Consider the following 15,288-nt stretch of genomic DNA (forward strand, 5'->3'; position numbering starts at 1 on the left):
TGTGAGAACTTGAAACCTTAGGATAATAAATTTTACAAAATTTTGCAACAACGTTCCTTCTGGCAACATCAGTAAAGTTAACAAAAAAGATGACAAATTATTGAATTATTATCAATAAGAATATATAATATAAGGATACATTTAAAAATTTTTTTATGGCTCTTTCTAAATTTCTCGACCCCAAGAATGATGTTGCGTTCCGGCGTATTTTTGGTACTGAAAAAAATAAAGACATCCTCATTCACTTTCTCAATGATATTTTGGGGTTCACTGGCAAAGATGAAATAAAAGAAATAGAATTCCTCAGCACTATTCAAGATGCTGAAATTGCCTCTAAAAAACAAAGTATCGTTGATGTTCTTTGCAGGGATGAAAATGGGGTGCAAGTAATAGTCGAAATGCAAGTTGCCAAAACTAAAGGCTTTGAAAAACGCGCTCAATATTACGCTGCTAAAGCTTATTCAAGGCAAGCTGATAAAGGTGATCAATATCAGGATCTTAAAGAAATCATTTTTATAGCTATTGCTGATTGTATTCTCTTTCCTAATAAATCTGAGTATAAGTCAGATCATGTAATGTTAGACAAAGATAGCTATGAACATGATTTAAAAGATTTTTATTTTACATTTATCGAGTTACCAAAATTTCCTAAAACTAAAGAAGACCAATTGGAGAGTATAGTTGAAAAATGGATCTATTATTTTAAATATGCAGATGAAACTAGCGAAGAAGAATTGGAAAAGATAATAGGTAGTGATGTAATAATTAAAAAGGCATATGAAGAACTAAATAGATTCAACTGGTCAGAGAAAGAATTTATTGCCTACGAACAGGAAATAAAACGTATTCGTGATGAACGGGCTGTTCTTGAACAAAAACTTGATGATGCTAAAAAGGAAGGAAAAATTGAAATTGCAAAAACAATGCTGGCTAATAATGTTGATGTCACCACTATTGTTAAGTTTACTGGCCTCTCCATGAGTGAGATCAAAGAATTGCAGAATTAAGTGGACCCGCAAACGGTTACACGAAATAATGCTGCAGCCTGACCAGGTGATAAGTACATTTAGCCTATTTATCTTTATACTTTCATGTCAATTTTATAAATCAAATTTATTTCTGTGAGTAGCTACAATTTAAAGACCTTGCTTCATCAATGTAATGGAACAAAACCTTTTTAGTAAGTTCAAAACCCTCTAAAGTCTCTCCTTCGCATCTTGCTGTAATGCAGTTTTGCGTATTTGATACCCTAAGAAGCCACCAACCTTTATTATCGGTTACCTTAACACCATCAAGATCTGAAAATACAATATTTTGCTTCTCCAGTGTTTTCTTTATTGATTCAATTATTTGAAATTTTTTCTCATCTTTCACTACAATCTTTACTTCATGAGTGATATATAACTTCGGTAAATCCTCAATTACCTGAGATAGGCTTTGGTTTTTCTTAAGCAAAATGTCAACTACTTTAACAGCAGAATATAGCCCATCATCAAAACCTAGCTCAGAAAAGAAGAAGTGCCCGCTTAATTCACCAGCAAACTTTGCCTCTTCCTCTACCATCTTCTTCTTAACTAGTGAATGTCCAGTAGCGCAGGTAATAACTTGCCCTCCTAACTTACTAACAAAATCATGCACTTTCATACTCATTTTTACGTTGGCAATAACTTTGCTTTCTGGATATTCCTCCAACACTTCACGTGCAAAAATTATAAATAAATGGTCATTGGAAACAACGTTGCCTTTATTATCAATTAAGCGCACCCTATCGCTATCGCCATCTAGCGCAATGCCAAGATCACATCCATACTCCTTCACAACGTCAATTAATTGAGCGAGATTTTTTTCCTCTATGGGATCTGGATCATGCAGTGGAAATGTCCCATCTATAGAATTATTGGTTACGATGTGCGTATGACCAGGCAAGATCTTTTCAATATACCTTATGATTCCACTTGCTGGACTATTTCCACAATCCCAGGCTATTTTTAATTTCTGTGTAGTATTATTCTTCACTGCACTTTTTAATATGCGAATGTACTCACTATATATATTTATGTTAATTAAGCTTCCAATTCTTGTGCTGTTTTTAATTGGACTGCTTATAATTTCCTTTATCTCTTGATCTGAGAAGACTTTTTTATTACTAAAAAATTTAAAGCCATTATATTCGCTGGGGTTATGAGAGGCAGTTATTATGATACCAAGATCCGCCTGTGTGATTTGTGTTGCAGCGTAAAGCATAGGTGAAGAGCATAGTCCAACGCGTATAACATTTGCACCGGATAAAGTTAAGCCCCTAATTAATTCTCTTTCTATACCTGGTGAATCTATTCTGCTGTCGTAGCCGACACAAACACTAGCTACGGTTTGGCCAAACTTTCTACCTATCTCGTACCCATCATTAATCTGTAAGTCTTTGCCTATTATACCTCTAATATCGTATTTTCTTATAATGGTATTGTCCATACTGTACTTCTTGAAGTGACTACTATATAACATTTTGGCCAAATGCTCAAGTTTATTTATCCAACAATTAGTTGACTTTTTAAAGAAATCTGTTAATATTATAGTATATTTTTTAAAATGTAAAATTATGCCACAGGAAAACGAAAATGTATTTATAGCTGAAAGTCAAAGTTTAGATGTAGATGAACAGCAGAAAAAGGATATTTTAGATGTGATTGAATCTTGTAGCAGCTTTCAAGAGACTATAAAACAATTGGAGGAAAAAAATTTAATCTGGTATTTTATTGGCCCTTTACGCAAAGATGAGAACATTACAGGACAGATAAATTTAAAGTGGGAAAAGGAGTTCCAAAAATTTGAGCAATCAATAAATGAAACACATAGAGAATTTGAAGCATCTTTACCAAATCAAAATTTCTTAGTGTATCCAACAAAGGATAATGACTTCAAAATTAGATTTGAAAATGAAGAAAAACCAATAGAAATTAGCAATATTTTAAGGACCAGCAGTGAAGGTAAGGTTTATAATATATCTTTAGGGAAAGATAGTCAAATAACCGCAAGCAAGAAAAATGGCAATGAGAGGCACTATGATTTTACTGGTTCAAGCTCATGTGAAATGACCATTAATCGGCAGGCTAAGGATTCTGAAGGTAACAGCATAGACTGTAGCATGACCGTAAAATTGGATTCTGGTGGTATACAGAGTGTTATTGGTGAGCCAAAATTTGGAGGAATAACGAGTTCAGAAGAAGTATTAAAGTTAGTTGGACAAAATAAAGAAGTTTTTATCAACAGAAAAACTCTGTATCAAGCTTTTACTGATATAGGTCAAGATATGGACAGTCTCGAGCCCACACAAGATCTATCATCGCAATTGCCTACACCAAGCAGCAGTGGGTATTCCTCTCCTAGCACACCTTCTTCACGTAGAAGTTCTATATCCACCAGCAGTGAATTTAGTGATGAAGATGAAATATTTGAGGATGATATGTCTGGTGATGAAGAAGAGTATGAGCAAGAAGGATTAAAAGATAAAGTAGATGAAATTATAAACGAAATTGAGGAATTAAAGGAAGGAAAAGAAACATTTGCTCAACATTTTGCAGCGCAGGCAAAGCAGCTTGAGGATCTAAGATTAGAACGTGACTCCTTGAGAGATAAAGTTAATGAACAACAGCGAGCGATATTTGAAAGAGATCAAAGAATAAAGGAGCAAGATGCTTCTATTAAGTCACTTATAGAGAAACTCGAAAAATTAGAAGAACTTAATCAAAAGATAGAAAAAGAAGGTGATACACAAATAAGCGAATTAAGTGAAGAAAAGCAAACTGGGGAAGAAGAAGCTGAAAGACTTAAAGCTGAATTAAAAAGGATGACGCAAGAATTAGCTTGGAAGAATCAAAATATTGAGCAGTTAACACAAAAGATAGAGAAAGAACTGCAGGATAAAAATGATGTAATAGAAAGCTTAAATGATAAGTTGAAAGATAAGGAAGGTGAAACAAATGAGGCAAATAAAGAATTACAGAGAAAATTGAAGCAAAGTGAAGCTAATTTAACTGTACTAAAGGAAAAGAATGCAAATTTGGAGAATGACCTGAAGAAAATAGTGGAAGGTTTAAACGATGATCATAAAAAGCAGTTGGCAGAACAGTTAATGGAAACAAAAAAGGAAAACAATACATTGGCTGAAACGGCGAGCCAATTGTCTAAAGAATTAAATGAATTACAGAGAGAAAAGGAAGATTTAGAGAGGGAAATTCGACAACTTGAACCTGGAAGATCACTTGCAGATGAGCTAAGCGAAGAAAATACGAAGGGGGAAATAGAAAAGCTTCAACGTCAGCTTAAGGAAAAGGAAGGGATGTTAACGTGTACACAGGAAGAGCTAGCATCTGTCAAAGAGAGTCTAGAGCAACTGCAGAACATATTACAGCAGGAAAAAGGTCAGGCAACTCAAACTGAAGTTGAATATGAAAGTAGAGGAACAAGCATGCAGCAGCAAGACCAAGGTATACAAGCTGTAAACAACAACTCAAGCAGAATAGCTAGTGGGTTAAGACAAGAAAACAAAAAATTGACTAGAGACAAACTAACTATATCTGAACAATTAAAACAAAAAATAAGAGAGATTGACGAGTTAAAGAAAAATTTAAAGCAACTGCAAGAAGAAAATAAACAACTAAAACAAGAAGTTACCAAAAATGCAGGCGTTGATGCATCATCTTCAACAGGTCAAAAAGAAGCTAAAGAAGCAGAAGTTATACCGCAAAACATTATGGATTGGCCTGTTCCAATTCCAGACGATAAACCAGAAGAGCAGAAAACTCCATTAGAGCCAATCAAGGTAAATACAGAATTATCAGATCCAAAATCAATCTCCGCTGAGGGTCCGGAAAAATCTCCTCCTCTTTCAAAATGATGAGTTTTGCTTCTATAGCTGACCCAAGCAACACGTCATCCCGCGATTTATTCGCGTTATCTCAGCCGCTAACACGTAGCGGGATACTTAACCGTCATACCGTGATTTATTCACAGTATCTCTTAGCCACTAACAAGCAGCGGGATGACAGCAATCCTACGTCATGCCGCCGCGGTATCTCTAGATCCCGCTAACTAGTAGCGGAATGACGAATTTTTGTTTTTCAAATTATAGCTAAACATACTGTAATTGCTATTGAATGATGGAGAGACATACTCCATTATTTTAGCACGAAGTAACAAATTCAATGAATTGGTTCTTCAAAAATAATTTAAACTTTTACAGTAGGTCATGAAATATTATAGCGATCTCATTAAAAGAAACTTTTATAAGTATCGTTGATGAGAAAGGAAAAGTTGTTAAGGAAGAAGTTGTTGCAAGCGAAAGTAAGGCAATAGCAGATTAGCCAAGGCAAAAAATACGAACCCATAGGAATAGAAAGTGGATAGTTGTCAATATCAATGTGCAAAGAGTTAAGGAGTTTTGGATTACCAGTAATTTGTGTAGATGCAAGGCATATGGCAGCAGCGTTGTCTGCAAGAATCAATAAGAATGATAAAAACGATGCGAGGGGTATAGCGCAGATGATGAGAAGTGTTAGTAAAATCAGTTGTCAAATTAAAATAGCGCTTGGAAGCAGAAGACAGCTAATGTGTAGCAAACAGCAGGTTATTGGAACAATAAGAGGGTTGTTGAAGATACATGGTCGATAAAGGATCAAAATTTGAAACTTTCGCTTTAAGAATACAAGAGGCAATAAATAATTTGGATGAAATCAGTAGGAGTTCAATTGAAGCGTTAGTTTGTAGTTTGGAAGCAATAGAAAAGTCATTAAGAAAGCTTGACAAAATGCTTTCAGAACAAGGTGAAAAAGACGATGATTGTAAATTGTTAACTACTGTTCCAGGAGTGGGGATTATAGTAGCAATGACGTATAAAGCTGCAATTGATAACCCACATAGGTTTGAGAAATCTGATACAGTTGGAGCATATATAGGGTTGACACCAAGGCAATATTCTTCTGGAGAAGTTGATCGGCATGGCAGCATATCAAAGATGGGACGAGCGGAATGTAGAAGTATGTTATATGAAGCTGCACAAACAATGCTTACAGTTACCAAGAGGACATTTAAATTAAAAAACTGGGGTTGCGAAGAAAAAAGGAATGAAAAAAGCAATCGTAGCAGTAGCAAGAAAATTAGCTGTAATTATGCATAGGATGTTGGTTGATAAAACAGAATTTTATTATCAATAAACATCAAAAGAGCATAGGACAATAATTTTATTGAAAATAAAGATAGCAATGCCGATGGAAGGGACAAGCAAGAACTTATACCAATTCCCATTACAGGGCAAACAGATGGACAATGATGGAAGAAAAGCCATACTGAAGTAAGTAAAATAGCGAGGTTTAAATGGCATTAAGATCAAAATTATTGGATGAAAAAGTAGTAGAATCAGCAAAAGAAATGCTGAAGAAAGTAAGGAATAATGCATATGTTTCAAAAAAACTAAATGCTGTAATTGCAGCAAAAAAGTACAGTATAACGGCTGTAGCAAAAATATATTGCATTTCAAGAAGCGCACTAACTTCGTGGGTAAAACTCTTGAAAATTGGCAGAGAAGAAAAACTGTTTGCTCCTTCACAACGTCGTAGAAAAACTAAATTAAATCAGGCTCAACTACAGCAAATTGAAGAGTGGATAGAAGAAAATCCTAATATCACCATTAAAGAAATGAGAATAAGAATCCAGGAAAAGTTCGGATTAAATATCAGCAAATCTACAGTACACCGCCATATGCAAAAGATGAAATTCTCATATATTACACCAAGACCAGTTCATAATGGACAAGATAAAAGCAAACAAGAGGAATTCAAAAAAAAATCTCAATTGAGCTATTAGCAAGTATCCAGAAAAAGAGCTATTTTTCTTTGATGAATCACGGTTTGGCACACATTCAAAAGTTGGACATGGGTGGTTTAAAAAGGGGATTAGAACACAGGTTAAAACAAAATTAGGTAGGCAAAATTTCTATCTCTATAGTGCAGTTAATCCTAGAAATGGAGAGAGTTCTAGCTTATTTGCACCAAATGTCAACACTGATTGCATGAACATATTTCTTGAGCAAATTTCGCAATATCTAGAAACACGAGAGGCTTTTCTCGTTATGGACTGTGCTAGTTGGCATAGGTCAAAAAATTTAAAGGTACCTAAAAATATCGACATTATATACCTACCTCCATACTCACCTGAGCTAAATCCTGTTGAGAGGCTTTGGTTATATATAAAACAGAACATTTTGCGCAATAAAATATACGATACAATTGCTCTACTTGAGGGTGCTTTGTGCAAATTTATTACTTCTCTTGCCAGCTCCACAATTAAACAACTCTGCAATGTTTCCTATTTGACTGGACAACAATGAGAATTGGTATTACCACACGATTTTCCGCCGTGGAAGGCTGTGCATGAACAGTTTAGAAGATGGAAAAAGCAGAGAATTTTTGAGAAAATGAACTATGATATCACTAAATATAGTAGGTCAAAAATGGGAAGCCGAGCGCATGCATAGTGGACAGTCAATCGGTAAAAACCACGGAAAAAGGGGGGGCAAAGGTTATGATGGTGCGAAAAAGGTAAAGGGGAGAAAAAGACATATAATCACAGATACTCAAGGATTTGTGCTTGGTTGCTATGTAGGAGCTGCAAGCGAAAATGACAGAGATGGGGTGAAGATGGCATTGGACAATATGAAGGAAAAATACAGCAATATTAAGAAAATGTGGGCTGATATGGGATACCAAGGAAAAGATTTAAAGGATTACGTAAAGAGAGAATATGGGATAGATATTGAAATTGTCAAAAGGCCTCCATGTAGGTTTTGGGTGCATAAAGATACACCACTAGAACTATTGCCACAACGGGATGGCTTTGTTGCATCGCTACTTATGAAAGGCTAACTATAGTTAGGATTATAAGCAACCTATTGAAAATCTTGTTTTTTTGCAATCAATCTGATCAAATTTAAGAATAGTAATTTGTTATTTATATTAATAAATTTAATTCTATTGAAAATAGCTAAAGCATTGAAATTCTTGAATTTTAGCCAGATTAGTGAGTGGTAGTGAAATTTCTTTTACTCAAATTTAGGTATTCACTGACCGTTCTTGTTATAAATACCAGAATAATAAGCTACTGATATTCCCTATCTTTTTTATCTTTAATCCATCATAGCTAGCGATGCAACAAAGCCCAACGGGATCCTGGATTTTCAGTACAGCCGAGAAGGTGGGTGGTAGAGAGGACTTTTGCTTGGATCAATAGAAATAGAAGGCTATCAAAGGAGTACGATTTACTTACAACATCTACTGAAAGTTTCATATATCTGGCTATGAGTAAAGTTATGTTAAGTAGGGAATATGCTTGATTTACTGGTTTGTGGACAACCTCTAAATCGTGAAAAAGAACTGCTCATTAAGTGCTATTTGCTTAATAAATTTACTGACATTGGTATGGCTAAATTCGAAATGGCTACATGAATTTATCGTAAATTATTACCGTATAAGGTACGATGCGACAAAGCTATCCCAGTGTCAGCTACTCGGATGACACTGTCATAAAGGAACCAGTGTTAGCTACTTGGATGACAACCATTGTGCTTGAGGCAAAATTGACTATCACTTCTTTTTATAGAGCTTGCTCCAAACTTTGTTGTTAGTTAATACAAAAAACACTGTTAAAATTATAAAATACGCCACTACTTTTAATCCAAGTTTATGCCGGCGCTCTAATTCTGGCTCTGCTGCCCATTGTAAAAAATTTATCACATCATACGCCATATTTTCAACTGTGGCTTGCCTTGCACCATCATATTCCACCATTCCTTCAGAAAGTGGTGGCGCCATAGCTAATCTGCCTGTTGGAAAATACGAATTAAAATATAAATCATTTTCATCGTGTTCGCCGTTTTGATAGCCTGTTAACAATGAATAGACATAATTTGCACCATCATGCCTTGCTTTAATAATTAATGATAAGTCTGGTGGGACTGCACCATTGTTGCTTGCTGCAGCTGCTTCTTTTGTATCAAAAGGTGCAATAAAATAATCCGAAGGTATTCCAGGTCTATCGAACATTTCACCCAAATCATTTGGGCCATCTTTAACTTGATAAGAAGCTGCAATCTGTTTTACATCTTCTTCAGAAAAACCAACATCTTGCAAATTACGAAATGCTACCCTATTCATTGAATGACAAGCAGCACAGACTTCTTTATACACTTTATAGCCACGCTGAATTGACTCTCTATCGAAAGATCCGACAATTCCATCAAATTTCCAGTCTATTTTCTTATTTGGTGATGATTTAAATTCTTCTGCAGATATAAGACTAGATAGAAATAACATGCAGAAGATTGCAAATACATTAGATCCCATGCATAACCACTGTTTTAGTAAATTTCGAATTGATGTCATGCAAGTAGCTGACACTGGAATCCAGCTTATTTCATCACTGACATTATGGTTATCGTGCACTCCTAGAATCTGTTGTCCATTGCATGATTTGTAAGTATTTTTATACCTGGATCCTAGTGTCAAGCACTGGGATGACAACGGAAGATAGTGGAATGACACTGTGTGTTGTATACAACGTTCATACAATTGTGTACATGATGCTGGAATCCATTTATTTTTTTTCTGGATCCCAGTGTCAAGCACTGGGATGACAAAAGAGGGCTCTGGGATGACAGAAGAGAGTTCTGGGATGACAGAGAATTTTGTAAGAGATCTGCTTTGAATTGACATCACCTCATCTCCGGCACAGAATCACTTAAGGTTTTTGGTGGTTCTTTTGGCTTTTCATACTTACTAAGCAGTGGTAAAACTATCACAAAGTATGCAAAGTAATAAAGAGTAGATAGCCTACTCATAGTGATGTAAGGCTCTTTTACCTCTTGTCCTCCAAGCCAGGCAAGAAGTACAAAATTTATTGCAAAAACCCAAAAAAATTTCTTAAACACCGGGCGATAAGAACCACTTTTAACTTTTGATTTATCAAGCCAAGGTAACAAAAACCACACTAAAATAGACGCAAACATGGTAAGCACACCAGTAAGTTTATCTGGAATTGAACGTAGCATTGCATAAAAAGGTAAAAAATACCACTCTGGCACTATGTGTACCGGAGTTACCATAGAGTCAGCTTCTATATAATTGTCTGGATGCCCAAGATAATTGGGAGCATAGAAAACAAATGCGAACAAAACTACAAAAAACAGACCAAAAGTTATGCAATCCTTGACTATATAATAAGGATAGAGAGGGATGGTATCCTTATCTGATTTTACCTCCACTCCACTTGGGTTACCAGAGCCAAACCTATGCAGAGCTATCACATGAAGCATAGCTAAAGCAATAATAACAAAAGGCAGAAGATAATGCAGAGCGAAAAAACGGTTAAGTGTTGGGTTATCCACTGAAAAACCACCCCATAACCATATAACTATTTTATTGCCAATTAAAGGTATAGCAGAAAATAAGTTGGTTATAACTGTTGCACCCCAGAAACTCATTTGTCCCCAAGGCAATACATATCCCATAAAGGCAGTTGCCATCATTGCAAAAAATATAAATATTCCAATAAACCACACCATCTCTCTCGGTCTTTTATAAGATCCGTAATATAATCCACGCATTATATGAACATAGACTACCATAAAGAAGAGCGATGCTCCAACAGCGTGAGTGTAGCGTATTAACCACCCGTAATTCACATCCCGCATTATGCGCTCTACACTATTAAACGCATAATCAACATGCGGAGTGTAGTGCATAGCAAGAAATATACCTGTTATTATTTGTAAAATTAGCGCTATACCAGCCAAAGAGCCAAAGTTCCAAGCATAATTTAAGTTTTTTGGTACTTGATAAGAAGCGGTGTGTTTTAGAAAAGAAAATATAGGCAGTCTATATTCTATCCACCCTAATATGCCTTTTTCTTCTTCTATCGTTGTTTTTTTTTTAGTATCATCTTGCATAACTTAAAGCTTTCTCTACCTTTAACTCGTTTTATTGTAGCAGCTTATCCTTTATGCACAAATAAAAACTTTAAAGCAATATTAATTACCTCTTCAGCAACCTATCACGTGCCGCGTTTAACTTTTGTGCAAAATATTCCGAGCCTCCCTTATCTGGATGAACTAACTTCATTAAATTTTGATATGCTTTATTGATTTCATTTTGACTTGCCTCAGGATTCAGCCCCAGTATCTTTAATGCTTCATCTTTGGATATGTTGTCACCAGTGTAATTTTCAGTATAACTTCTACTGCTATTAAATTCGTTCAAAAACTTACTCAATATAGAGTTCATCATGAAACTTATGTTATTTTTTTTTGTCAGGAAAAGAAAAAATACAACAACGCTAGGCAAGACAAATGTAATTACTATGAATACTAAAAAAAGAAAAAAGATGAATGACATGTATATTTTTTTATCATTTTATGATTAAATAGTAACAATTATAATTGTCATGGTAAATAACATGTTCATCCAGATTGAAGAAACACCAAACCCAAATACGCTAAAATTCCTTCCTGGATTTGCAATTCTAAACGAAGGAGAAACGGCTGATTTTTCAAATGCAGATGAAATAAAAAACTCCAAGTTAGCAGCAAATCTTTTTCAAATAGAACATGTGGTAAGAGTGTTTTTTGGTCATGATTTTATTTCAGTAACAAAATTGGGTGGAATTAATTGGGATACACTAAAAGTAGAAATTTTAACTACAATCATGGATCACTTTACTTCAGGTGGAAAAGCGCTAGATAAAGAAGGAGTGAATGATAATAATATATCAGATGAGGAATTTTTCGATGAAAATGATATAGAAATTGTAAATAGAATAAAAGAATTGATGGAAAGTTATATCAAACCTGCAGTTGCTCAAGACGGTGGTGATATCAAATTCCGTGGCTATAAAGATGGAATAGTTTATGTTGAGCTGCAAGGAGCCTGCTCTGGATGCCCAAGTGCTGCAATTACCCTCAAGCGAGGAGTGCAGAATATGCTGAGCTACCACATACCAGAGGTTGCGGGTATAGAGACCACACTATGACTAATCAAACGGTTAGAGGAACAAAAGATCTCCTGTTTGATGAATGGTACAAGTTTAAATACATTCAGCAAACAGCAAATAGAATCTCAAGTCTATACGGCTTTTTGCCCGCCCAAACTCCAATATTTGAATACACGGAGGTTTTTACAAAAACCTTAGGTGATAGCTCAGATATCATCACTAAAGAGATGTATAGCTTCAATGATAAAGGGGGAAAGAGCATAACTTTACGTCCTGAGTTCACTGCAGCGATTGTTAGGCTACTCATTGAAAAAAAACTGCAAACACCGATAAAATTATTCTCAACAGGACCTGCATTTCGCTATGAAAGGCCGCAAAAGGGAAGACAAAGGCAATTTCATCAGATAAATTTTGAGGTTTTTGGCATAGAAGATCCAAAAGCTGATATTGAATTGATATCACTCGTTCAGCACTTACTAACTGAATTTGGCATCAATAAAAATGTAAAGCTGGAAATCAACTCTTTAGGTGATGGTGAAACAATAACTAAGTATAGAGAAGCTTTGATCTTATACTTTACAAAGTATCAAAATGATCTATCAGAAGATAGCAAAAATAGGTTGATCAAAAACCCACTCAGAATACTGGATTCCAAGGATGAGAAAGATAAATCAATAATTTCTGATGCGCCTAAAATCAGCAATTATTATACGAAAGGGTCCTCAGATTTCTTTGAACAAATACTAAATGGATTAACAATTCTTGATATACCTTATACCGTAAACAATAAACTAGTTCGAGGTTTGGATTATTATTGCCACACAGTGTTTGAGTTTGTTACAGAGGATTTAGGCGCACAAGGGGCAGTTTTTGCCGGTGGAAGATACGATAATTTAGTATCTTCAGTGGATGGAAAACACACTTCAGCAATAGGATTTGCAGGAGGTATTGAACGCATAATGGAGTTAATCAATTATTCTCCGAAAGAAGAGCGACCTATTTACCTAATTCCAATCGGTAGAGAGGCTGAAGAATATGCCCTAACACTTGCAAATGAATTGCGCAGAAATGATTTGTATGTGATCTATGAATATAGCGGAGCGCTTAAAACCCGAATGAAAAAAGCAAATCAAGCAAATGCTAAAGTTGCTTTAATTTTTGGCGATGAAGAATTGAGTAGTAAAACTTTAAAGATTAAAAACATGGATACAGGTGAAGAAAAAATAATTGCTCGCGATAACACAATAGAAAACATCTAATTAGGAGCAATGCAAATGTTTTTCTCAGTCAGCTATAGAAGAAAATTCGTCTGCACAAGAATTTTTCATAGCATTCAATGTATCATAATCTGTAAAATCTAATTTTACTGGTGTGATAGTAATAAATCCTTCTTTTATTTTATTTACACTACCACTGCCTGAGTGCTCTCGAGACCAATTTAAGCTAAAAGAGCCATTCGAATTTTCAGTAAAAATTAAATCCCCATCAATGTTATATTCACCTTGTTCAGCAAATTCTACTCCTTTTACTTTTTCTGTAGCAGGAAAATTTACACTCATCACTATGTTTTTAGGCCAACCAACCTTAACGAGCTTGGCAATAACCTTTGGTGCAAAAACCTTTGTATTGTGCCAGTCTATTTTATCATGATAAACTTGGCTCAGTGCAATAGAAGGTATAGACCTTGCAGCACCTTCCATTACAGCACCAATTGTTCCTGAATAACAAATATCGTCCCCGACATTTGATCCAATATTTACTCCGGACAATATTAAGTCTGGTTTTTTATTCATAACTTTATTTAGCGCAATAATGACACAGTCTGCAGGAGTACCAGACACACTAAATTCCCTTTCACCATGTTGTTTTATTCCAATAGATTGTTTCACTGGATAATCAAGAGATCTTGCAGCTCCGCTTCTATCAGTATCTGGTGCCACTATCCATATTTCTGACGCAAAATTCCGTGCAACCTCTTTGAGTAATTTTATTCCTTCACTTCCAAAGCCATCATCGTTTGTTATCAATATTATCATATACAATACTCAGCTATACAGCTCCAAATTATGTAAATCACTGGCTGTAAATAAACTCATGAGGCCTTAAGTTTCTTTGCATAACTACGAACTGTAACAAAGAACCTGCTGTAAATCAATAGATTTCTTGCACAGGCCATAACTGTCATTACAATAGAAACGAAAAAACCTACTTGACAAACTCCGCCAGCCCCCTTATCATGAAACTGAAGCTATTTATTTATCTTCGCAATCTGTGCAGGTTAATGACAAAAAACTTAGGGTATTTGGCGTCTCATGTTTAATTTTTCGCACTACGTGCATCGCATGTCTTTAAAAATTTTTAGGTTTTTACCTATATAAGCCGAAACGCGCTTACAAAGCGTTTAAGACAGCAAAAAACGTCAAATTGACAAGGGAGAATTTGAATGCTAGCTACTACGGGGTTTCTTTGCCTTTTTTCCTGCTTAGTAAATTTCTTAAACACTTGCGGTGTAGGTTAGTTGCAAGTTAAAAGCAGCTAAATCGCTCTTAATCAAGCGTTTTAGAATAAAAAAAACGCCGATATTTTAGTACATAGTAAATAGCCAACCACCACGGGGCTTCTTTTGCCTTTTTTTTCGTTTGGTAAATTTCTTAATATTTGTAGCTAAACGACAACCGTCATCCCGCTGCTTGTTAGCGGGATCTAGAGATACCGCGAATGAATCGCGGTATGACGTAGGACTGCTGTCATTCCAGTCTGGAATCCAAAAAAAAGGATGATGTCATCCCAGTGCCCTGACTACTTGGATCCAGTTTTCTTTACAAATTCACAAAAAGTGCTTCATTCTATAACGCAAAACCCATACTCACCAAACCCAATGCATTACTTGCAATTAAGTTTCCTGGATCCAAGTAGTCAAGCTACTCGGATGACACCCTTTTGGATGGAGACCAGTGTCAGCTACTTTCATGACACCATTCTTTTTTCTGGATCCAAGTAGTCAAGCTACTCGGATGACACCTCTGGGCGCTGGGATGACAGGAGAAGGAGGCTACTTGCATGACACCATTCTTTTTTCTGGATCCAAGTAGTCAAGCTACTCGGATGACACCCCACTGGTGGCCCACACTACAATGTTCGTACAGTTATGAAATGAATCGCGGTATGACGTGTTGCTTGGGTCAGCTATAGTATTTCTTAAAATTAATAATAAATTTCTTGGCTAGCAAGAAGCTGTAAATTTTTTTGCGAGAC

At 35.5% G+C, this 15,288-nt stretch carries 14 protein-coding genes and 2 pseudogenes; 11 read left to right on the plus strand and 5 right to left on the minus strand.

The window, feature by feature from the left end:
- The first annotated feature begins 155 nt into the window (after positions 1-155).
- A complete protein-coding gene (locus ABWU47_RS05495) occupies positions 156-1,007 on the plus strand; it encodes an Rpn family recombination-promoting nuclease/putative transposase (protein ID WP_077188186.1) in 852 nt (283 codons plus the stop codon).
- Between the two features lie 106 nt (positions 1,008-1,113).
- Here ABWU47_RS05495 and ABWU47_RS05500 read toward each other — a convergent pair whose 3' ends face one another.
- A complete protein-coding gene (locus ABWU47_RS05500; RefSeq protein WP_353285616.1) occupies positions 1,114-2,469 on the minus strand; it encodes a phosphomannomutase/phosphoglucomutase in 1,356 nt (451 codons plus the stop codon).
- A gap of 127 nt (positions 2,470-2,596) precedes the next feature.
- Between ABWU47_RS05500 and ABWU47_RS05505 the strand changes: the two genes are divergently transcribed.
- From ABWU47_RS05505 to ABWU47_RS05530, 6 genes and pseudogenes are all read left to right on the plus strand, one after another.
- The gene (locus ABWU47_RS05505; RefSeq protein ID WP_236717743.1) at positions 2,597-4,894 is read left to right on the plus strand and encodes a hypothetical protein; all 2,298 of its coding nucleotides are present in this window, start codon (positions 2,597-2,599) and stop codon (positions 4,892-4,894) included.
- Between the two features lie 509 nt (positions 4,895-5,403).
- Positions 5,404-5,667, plus strand: coding sequence for a hypothetical protein (locus tag ABWU47_RS05510; protein ID WP_007552904.1), 264 nt, complete (start codon positions 5,404-5,406; stop codon positions 5,665-5,667).
- Positions 5,657-6,172, plus strand: a complete 516-nt coding sequence (locus ABWU47_RS05515; RefSeq protein ID WP_353285617.1) for a transposase — start codon at positions 5,657-5,659, stop codon at positions 6,170-6,172. The genes ABWU47_RS05510 and ABWU47_RS05515 overlap by 11 nt, the downstream gene beginning before the upstream one ends.
- Before the next feature lie 197 nt (positions 6,173-6,369).
- A protein-coding gene (locus tag ABWU47_RS05520; protein ID WP_410530061.1) for an IS630 family transposase occupies positions 6,370-7,381 on the plus strand; the annotation gives its coding sequence in 2 pieces (ribosomal slippage) (positions 6,370-6,849 and positions 6,851-7,381; 1,011 coding nt in all).
- A gap of 9 nt (positions 7,382-7,390) precedes the next feature.
- Positions 7,391-7,883 (plus strand): annotated as a pseudogene (locus ABWU47_RS05525) (transposase); the annotation flags it as partial.
- A 338-nt stretch (positions 7,884-8,221) separates the two neighbouring features.
- Positions 8,222-8,383, plus strand: a pseudogene (locus ABWU47_RS05530) (transposase); the annotation flags it as partial.
- Positions 8,384-8,633: 250 nt separating this feature from the next.
- Here ABWU47_RS05530 and ABWU47_RS05535 read toward each other — a convergent pair.
- The 3 genes from ABWU47_RS05535 to ABWU47_RS05545 all read right to left on the minus strand — a co-directional run bounded on the left by ABWU47_RS05535 (position 8,634) and on the right by ABWU47_RS05545 (position 11,330).
- Complete coding sequence (locus tag ABWU47_RS05535) at positions 8,634-9,392, minus strand: cytochrome c1 (protein ID WP_077188190.1); 759 nt, start codon at positions 9,390-9,392, stop codon at positions 8,634-8,636.
- Positions 9,393-9,760: 368 nt separating this feature from the next.
- A complete protein-coding gene (locus ABWU47_RS05540; protein WP_077188191.1) occupies positions 9,761-10,993 on the minus strand; it encodes a cytochrome b in 1,233 nt (410 codons plus the stop codon).
- A gap of 85 nt (positions 10,994-11,078) precedes the next feature.
- A complete protein-coding gene (locus ABWU47_RS05545) occupies positions 11,079-11,330 on the minus strand; it encodes a J domain-containing protein (RefSeq protein ID WP_236514981.1) in 252 nt (83 codons plus the stop codon).
- 169 nt (positions 11,331-11,499) lie between these two features.
- Between ABWU47_RS05545 and ABWU47_RS05550 the strand changes: the two genes are divergently transcribed.
- Together ABWU47_RS05550 and hisS are read left to right on the plus strand one after the other, a co-directional pair.
- Entirely contained in the window at positions 11,500-12,072 is a 573-nt protein-coding gene (locus ABWU47_RS05550; RefSeq protein WP_353285767.1) for a NifU family protein, read from the plus strand.
- On the plus strand, positions 12,069-13,292 hold the full coding sequence (gene hisS, locus ABWU47_RS05555) for a histidine--tRNA ligase (RefSeq protein WP_353285618.1): 1,224 nt from the start codon (positions 12,069-12,071) through the stop codon (positions 13,290-13,292). Before ABWU47_RS05550 ends, hisS begins: the two co-directional genes overlap by 4 nt.
- A gap of 24 nt (positions 13,293-13,316) precedes the next feature.
- Here hisS and surE read toward each other — a convergent pair whose 3' ends face one another.
- On the minus strand, positions 13,317-14,069 hold the full coding sequence (surE, locus tag ABWU47_RS05560; RefSeq protein ID WP_077188194.1) for a 5'/3'-nucleotidase SurE: 753 nt from the start codon (positions 14,067-14,069) through the stop codon (positions 13,317-13,319).
- 743 nt (positions 14,070-14,812) lie between these two features.
- On the opposite strand from surE, the gene ABWU47_RS05565 reads away from it, so the two are divergent.
- Together ABWU47_RS05565 and ABWU47_RS05570 are read left to right on the plus strand one after the other, a co-directional pair.
- Positions 14,813-15,034, plus strand: coding sequence for a hypothetical protein (locus ABWU47_RS05565; RefSeq protein ID WP_174515652.1), 222 nt, complete (start codon positions 14,813-14,815; stop codon positions 15,032-15,034).
- Positions 15,003-15,125 (plus strand): hypothetical protein, encoded by a 123-nt coding sequence (locus tag ABWU47_RS05570; RefSeq protein WP_256469374.1) that lies wholly within the window; start codon positions 15,003-15,005, stop codon positions 15,123-15,125. Before ABWU47_RS05565 ends, ABWU47_RS05570 begins: the two co-directional genes overlap by 32 nt.
- The last annotated feature ends 163 nt before the right edge of the window (positions 15,126-15,288 follow it).

It is taken from the genome of Wolbachia endosymbiont (group A) of Gastracanthus pulcherrimus (assembly GCF_964028265.1).
GTDB lineage: Bacteria > Pseudomonadota > Alphaproteobacteria > Rickettsiales > Anaplasmataceae > Wolbachia > Wolbachia pipientis.

Coding starts and splice junctions, on each gene's coding strand:
- surE (WP_077188194.1), bottom strand. CDS start 14,069: ATGATAATATTGATAACAAACGATGATGGCTTTGGAAGTGAAGGAATA.
- hisS (WP_353285618.1), top strand. CDS start 12,069: ATGACTAATCAAACGGTTAGAGGAACAAAAGATCTCCTGTTTGATGAA.
- ABWU47_RS05545 (WP_236514981.1), bottom strand. CDS start 11,330: ATGATGAACTCTATATTGAGTAAGTTTTTGAACGAATTTAATAGCAGT.
- ABWU47_RS05495 (WP_077188186.1), top strand. CDS start 156: ATGGCTCTTTCTAAATTTCTCGACCCCAAGAATGATGTTGCGTTCCGG.
- ABWU47_RS05540 (WP_077188191.1), bottom strand. CDS start 10,993: ATGCAAGATGATACTAAAAAAAAAACAACGATAGAAGAAGAAAAAGGC.
- ABWU47_RS05570 (WP_256469374.1), top strand. CDS start 15,003: ATGACACCATTCTTTTTTCTGGATCCAAGTAGTCAAGCTACTCGGATG.
- ABWU47_RS05550 (WP_353285767.1), top strand. CDS start 11,500: ATGTTCATCCAGATTGAAGAAACACCAAACCCAAATACGCTAAAATTC.
- ABWU47_RS05500 (WP_353285616.1), bottom strand. CDS start 2,469: ATGGACAATACCATTATAAGAAAATACGATATTAGAGGTATAATAGGC.
- ABWU47_RS05505 (WP_236717743.1), top strand. CDS start 2,597: ATGCCACAGGAAAACGAAAATGTATTTATAGCTGAAAGTCAAAGTTTA.
- ABWU47_RS05565 (WP_174515652.1), top strand. CDS start 14,813: ATGTCATCCCAGTGCCCTGACTACTTGGATCCAGTTTTCTTTACAAAT.
- ABWU47_RS05515 (WP_353285617.1), top strand. CDS start 5,657: ATGGTCGATAAAGGATCAAAATTTGAAACTTTCGCTTTAAGAATACAA.
- ABWU47_RS05535 (WP_077188190.1), bottom strand. CDS start 9,392: ATGGGATCTAATGTATTTGCAATCTTCTGCATGTTATTTCTATCTAGT.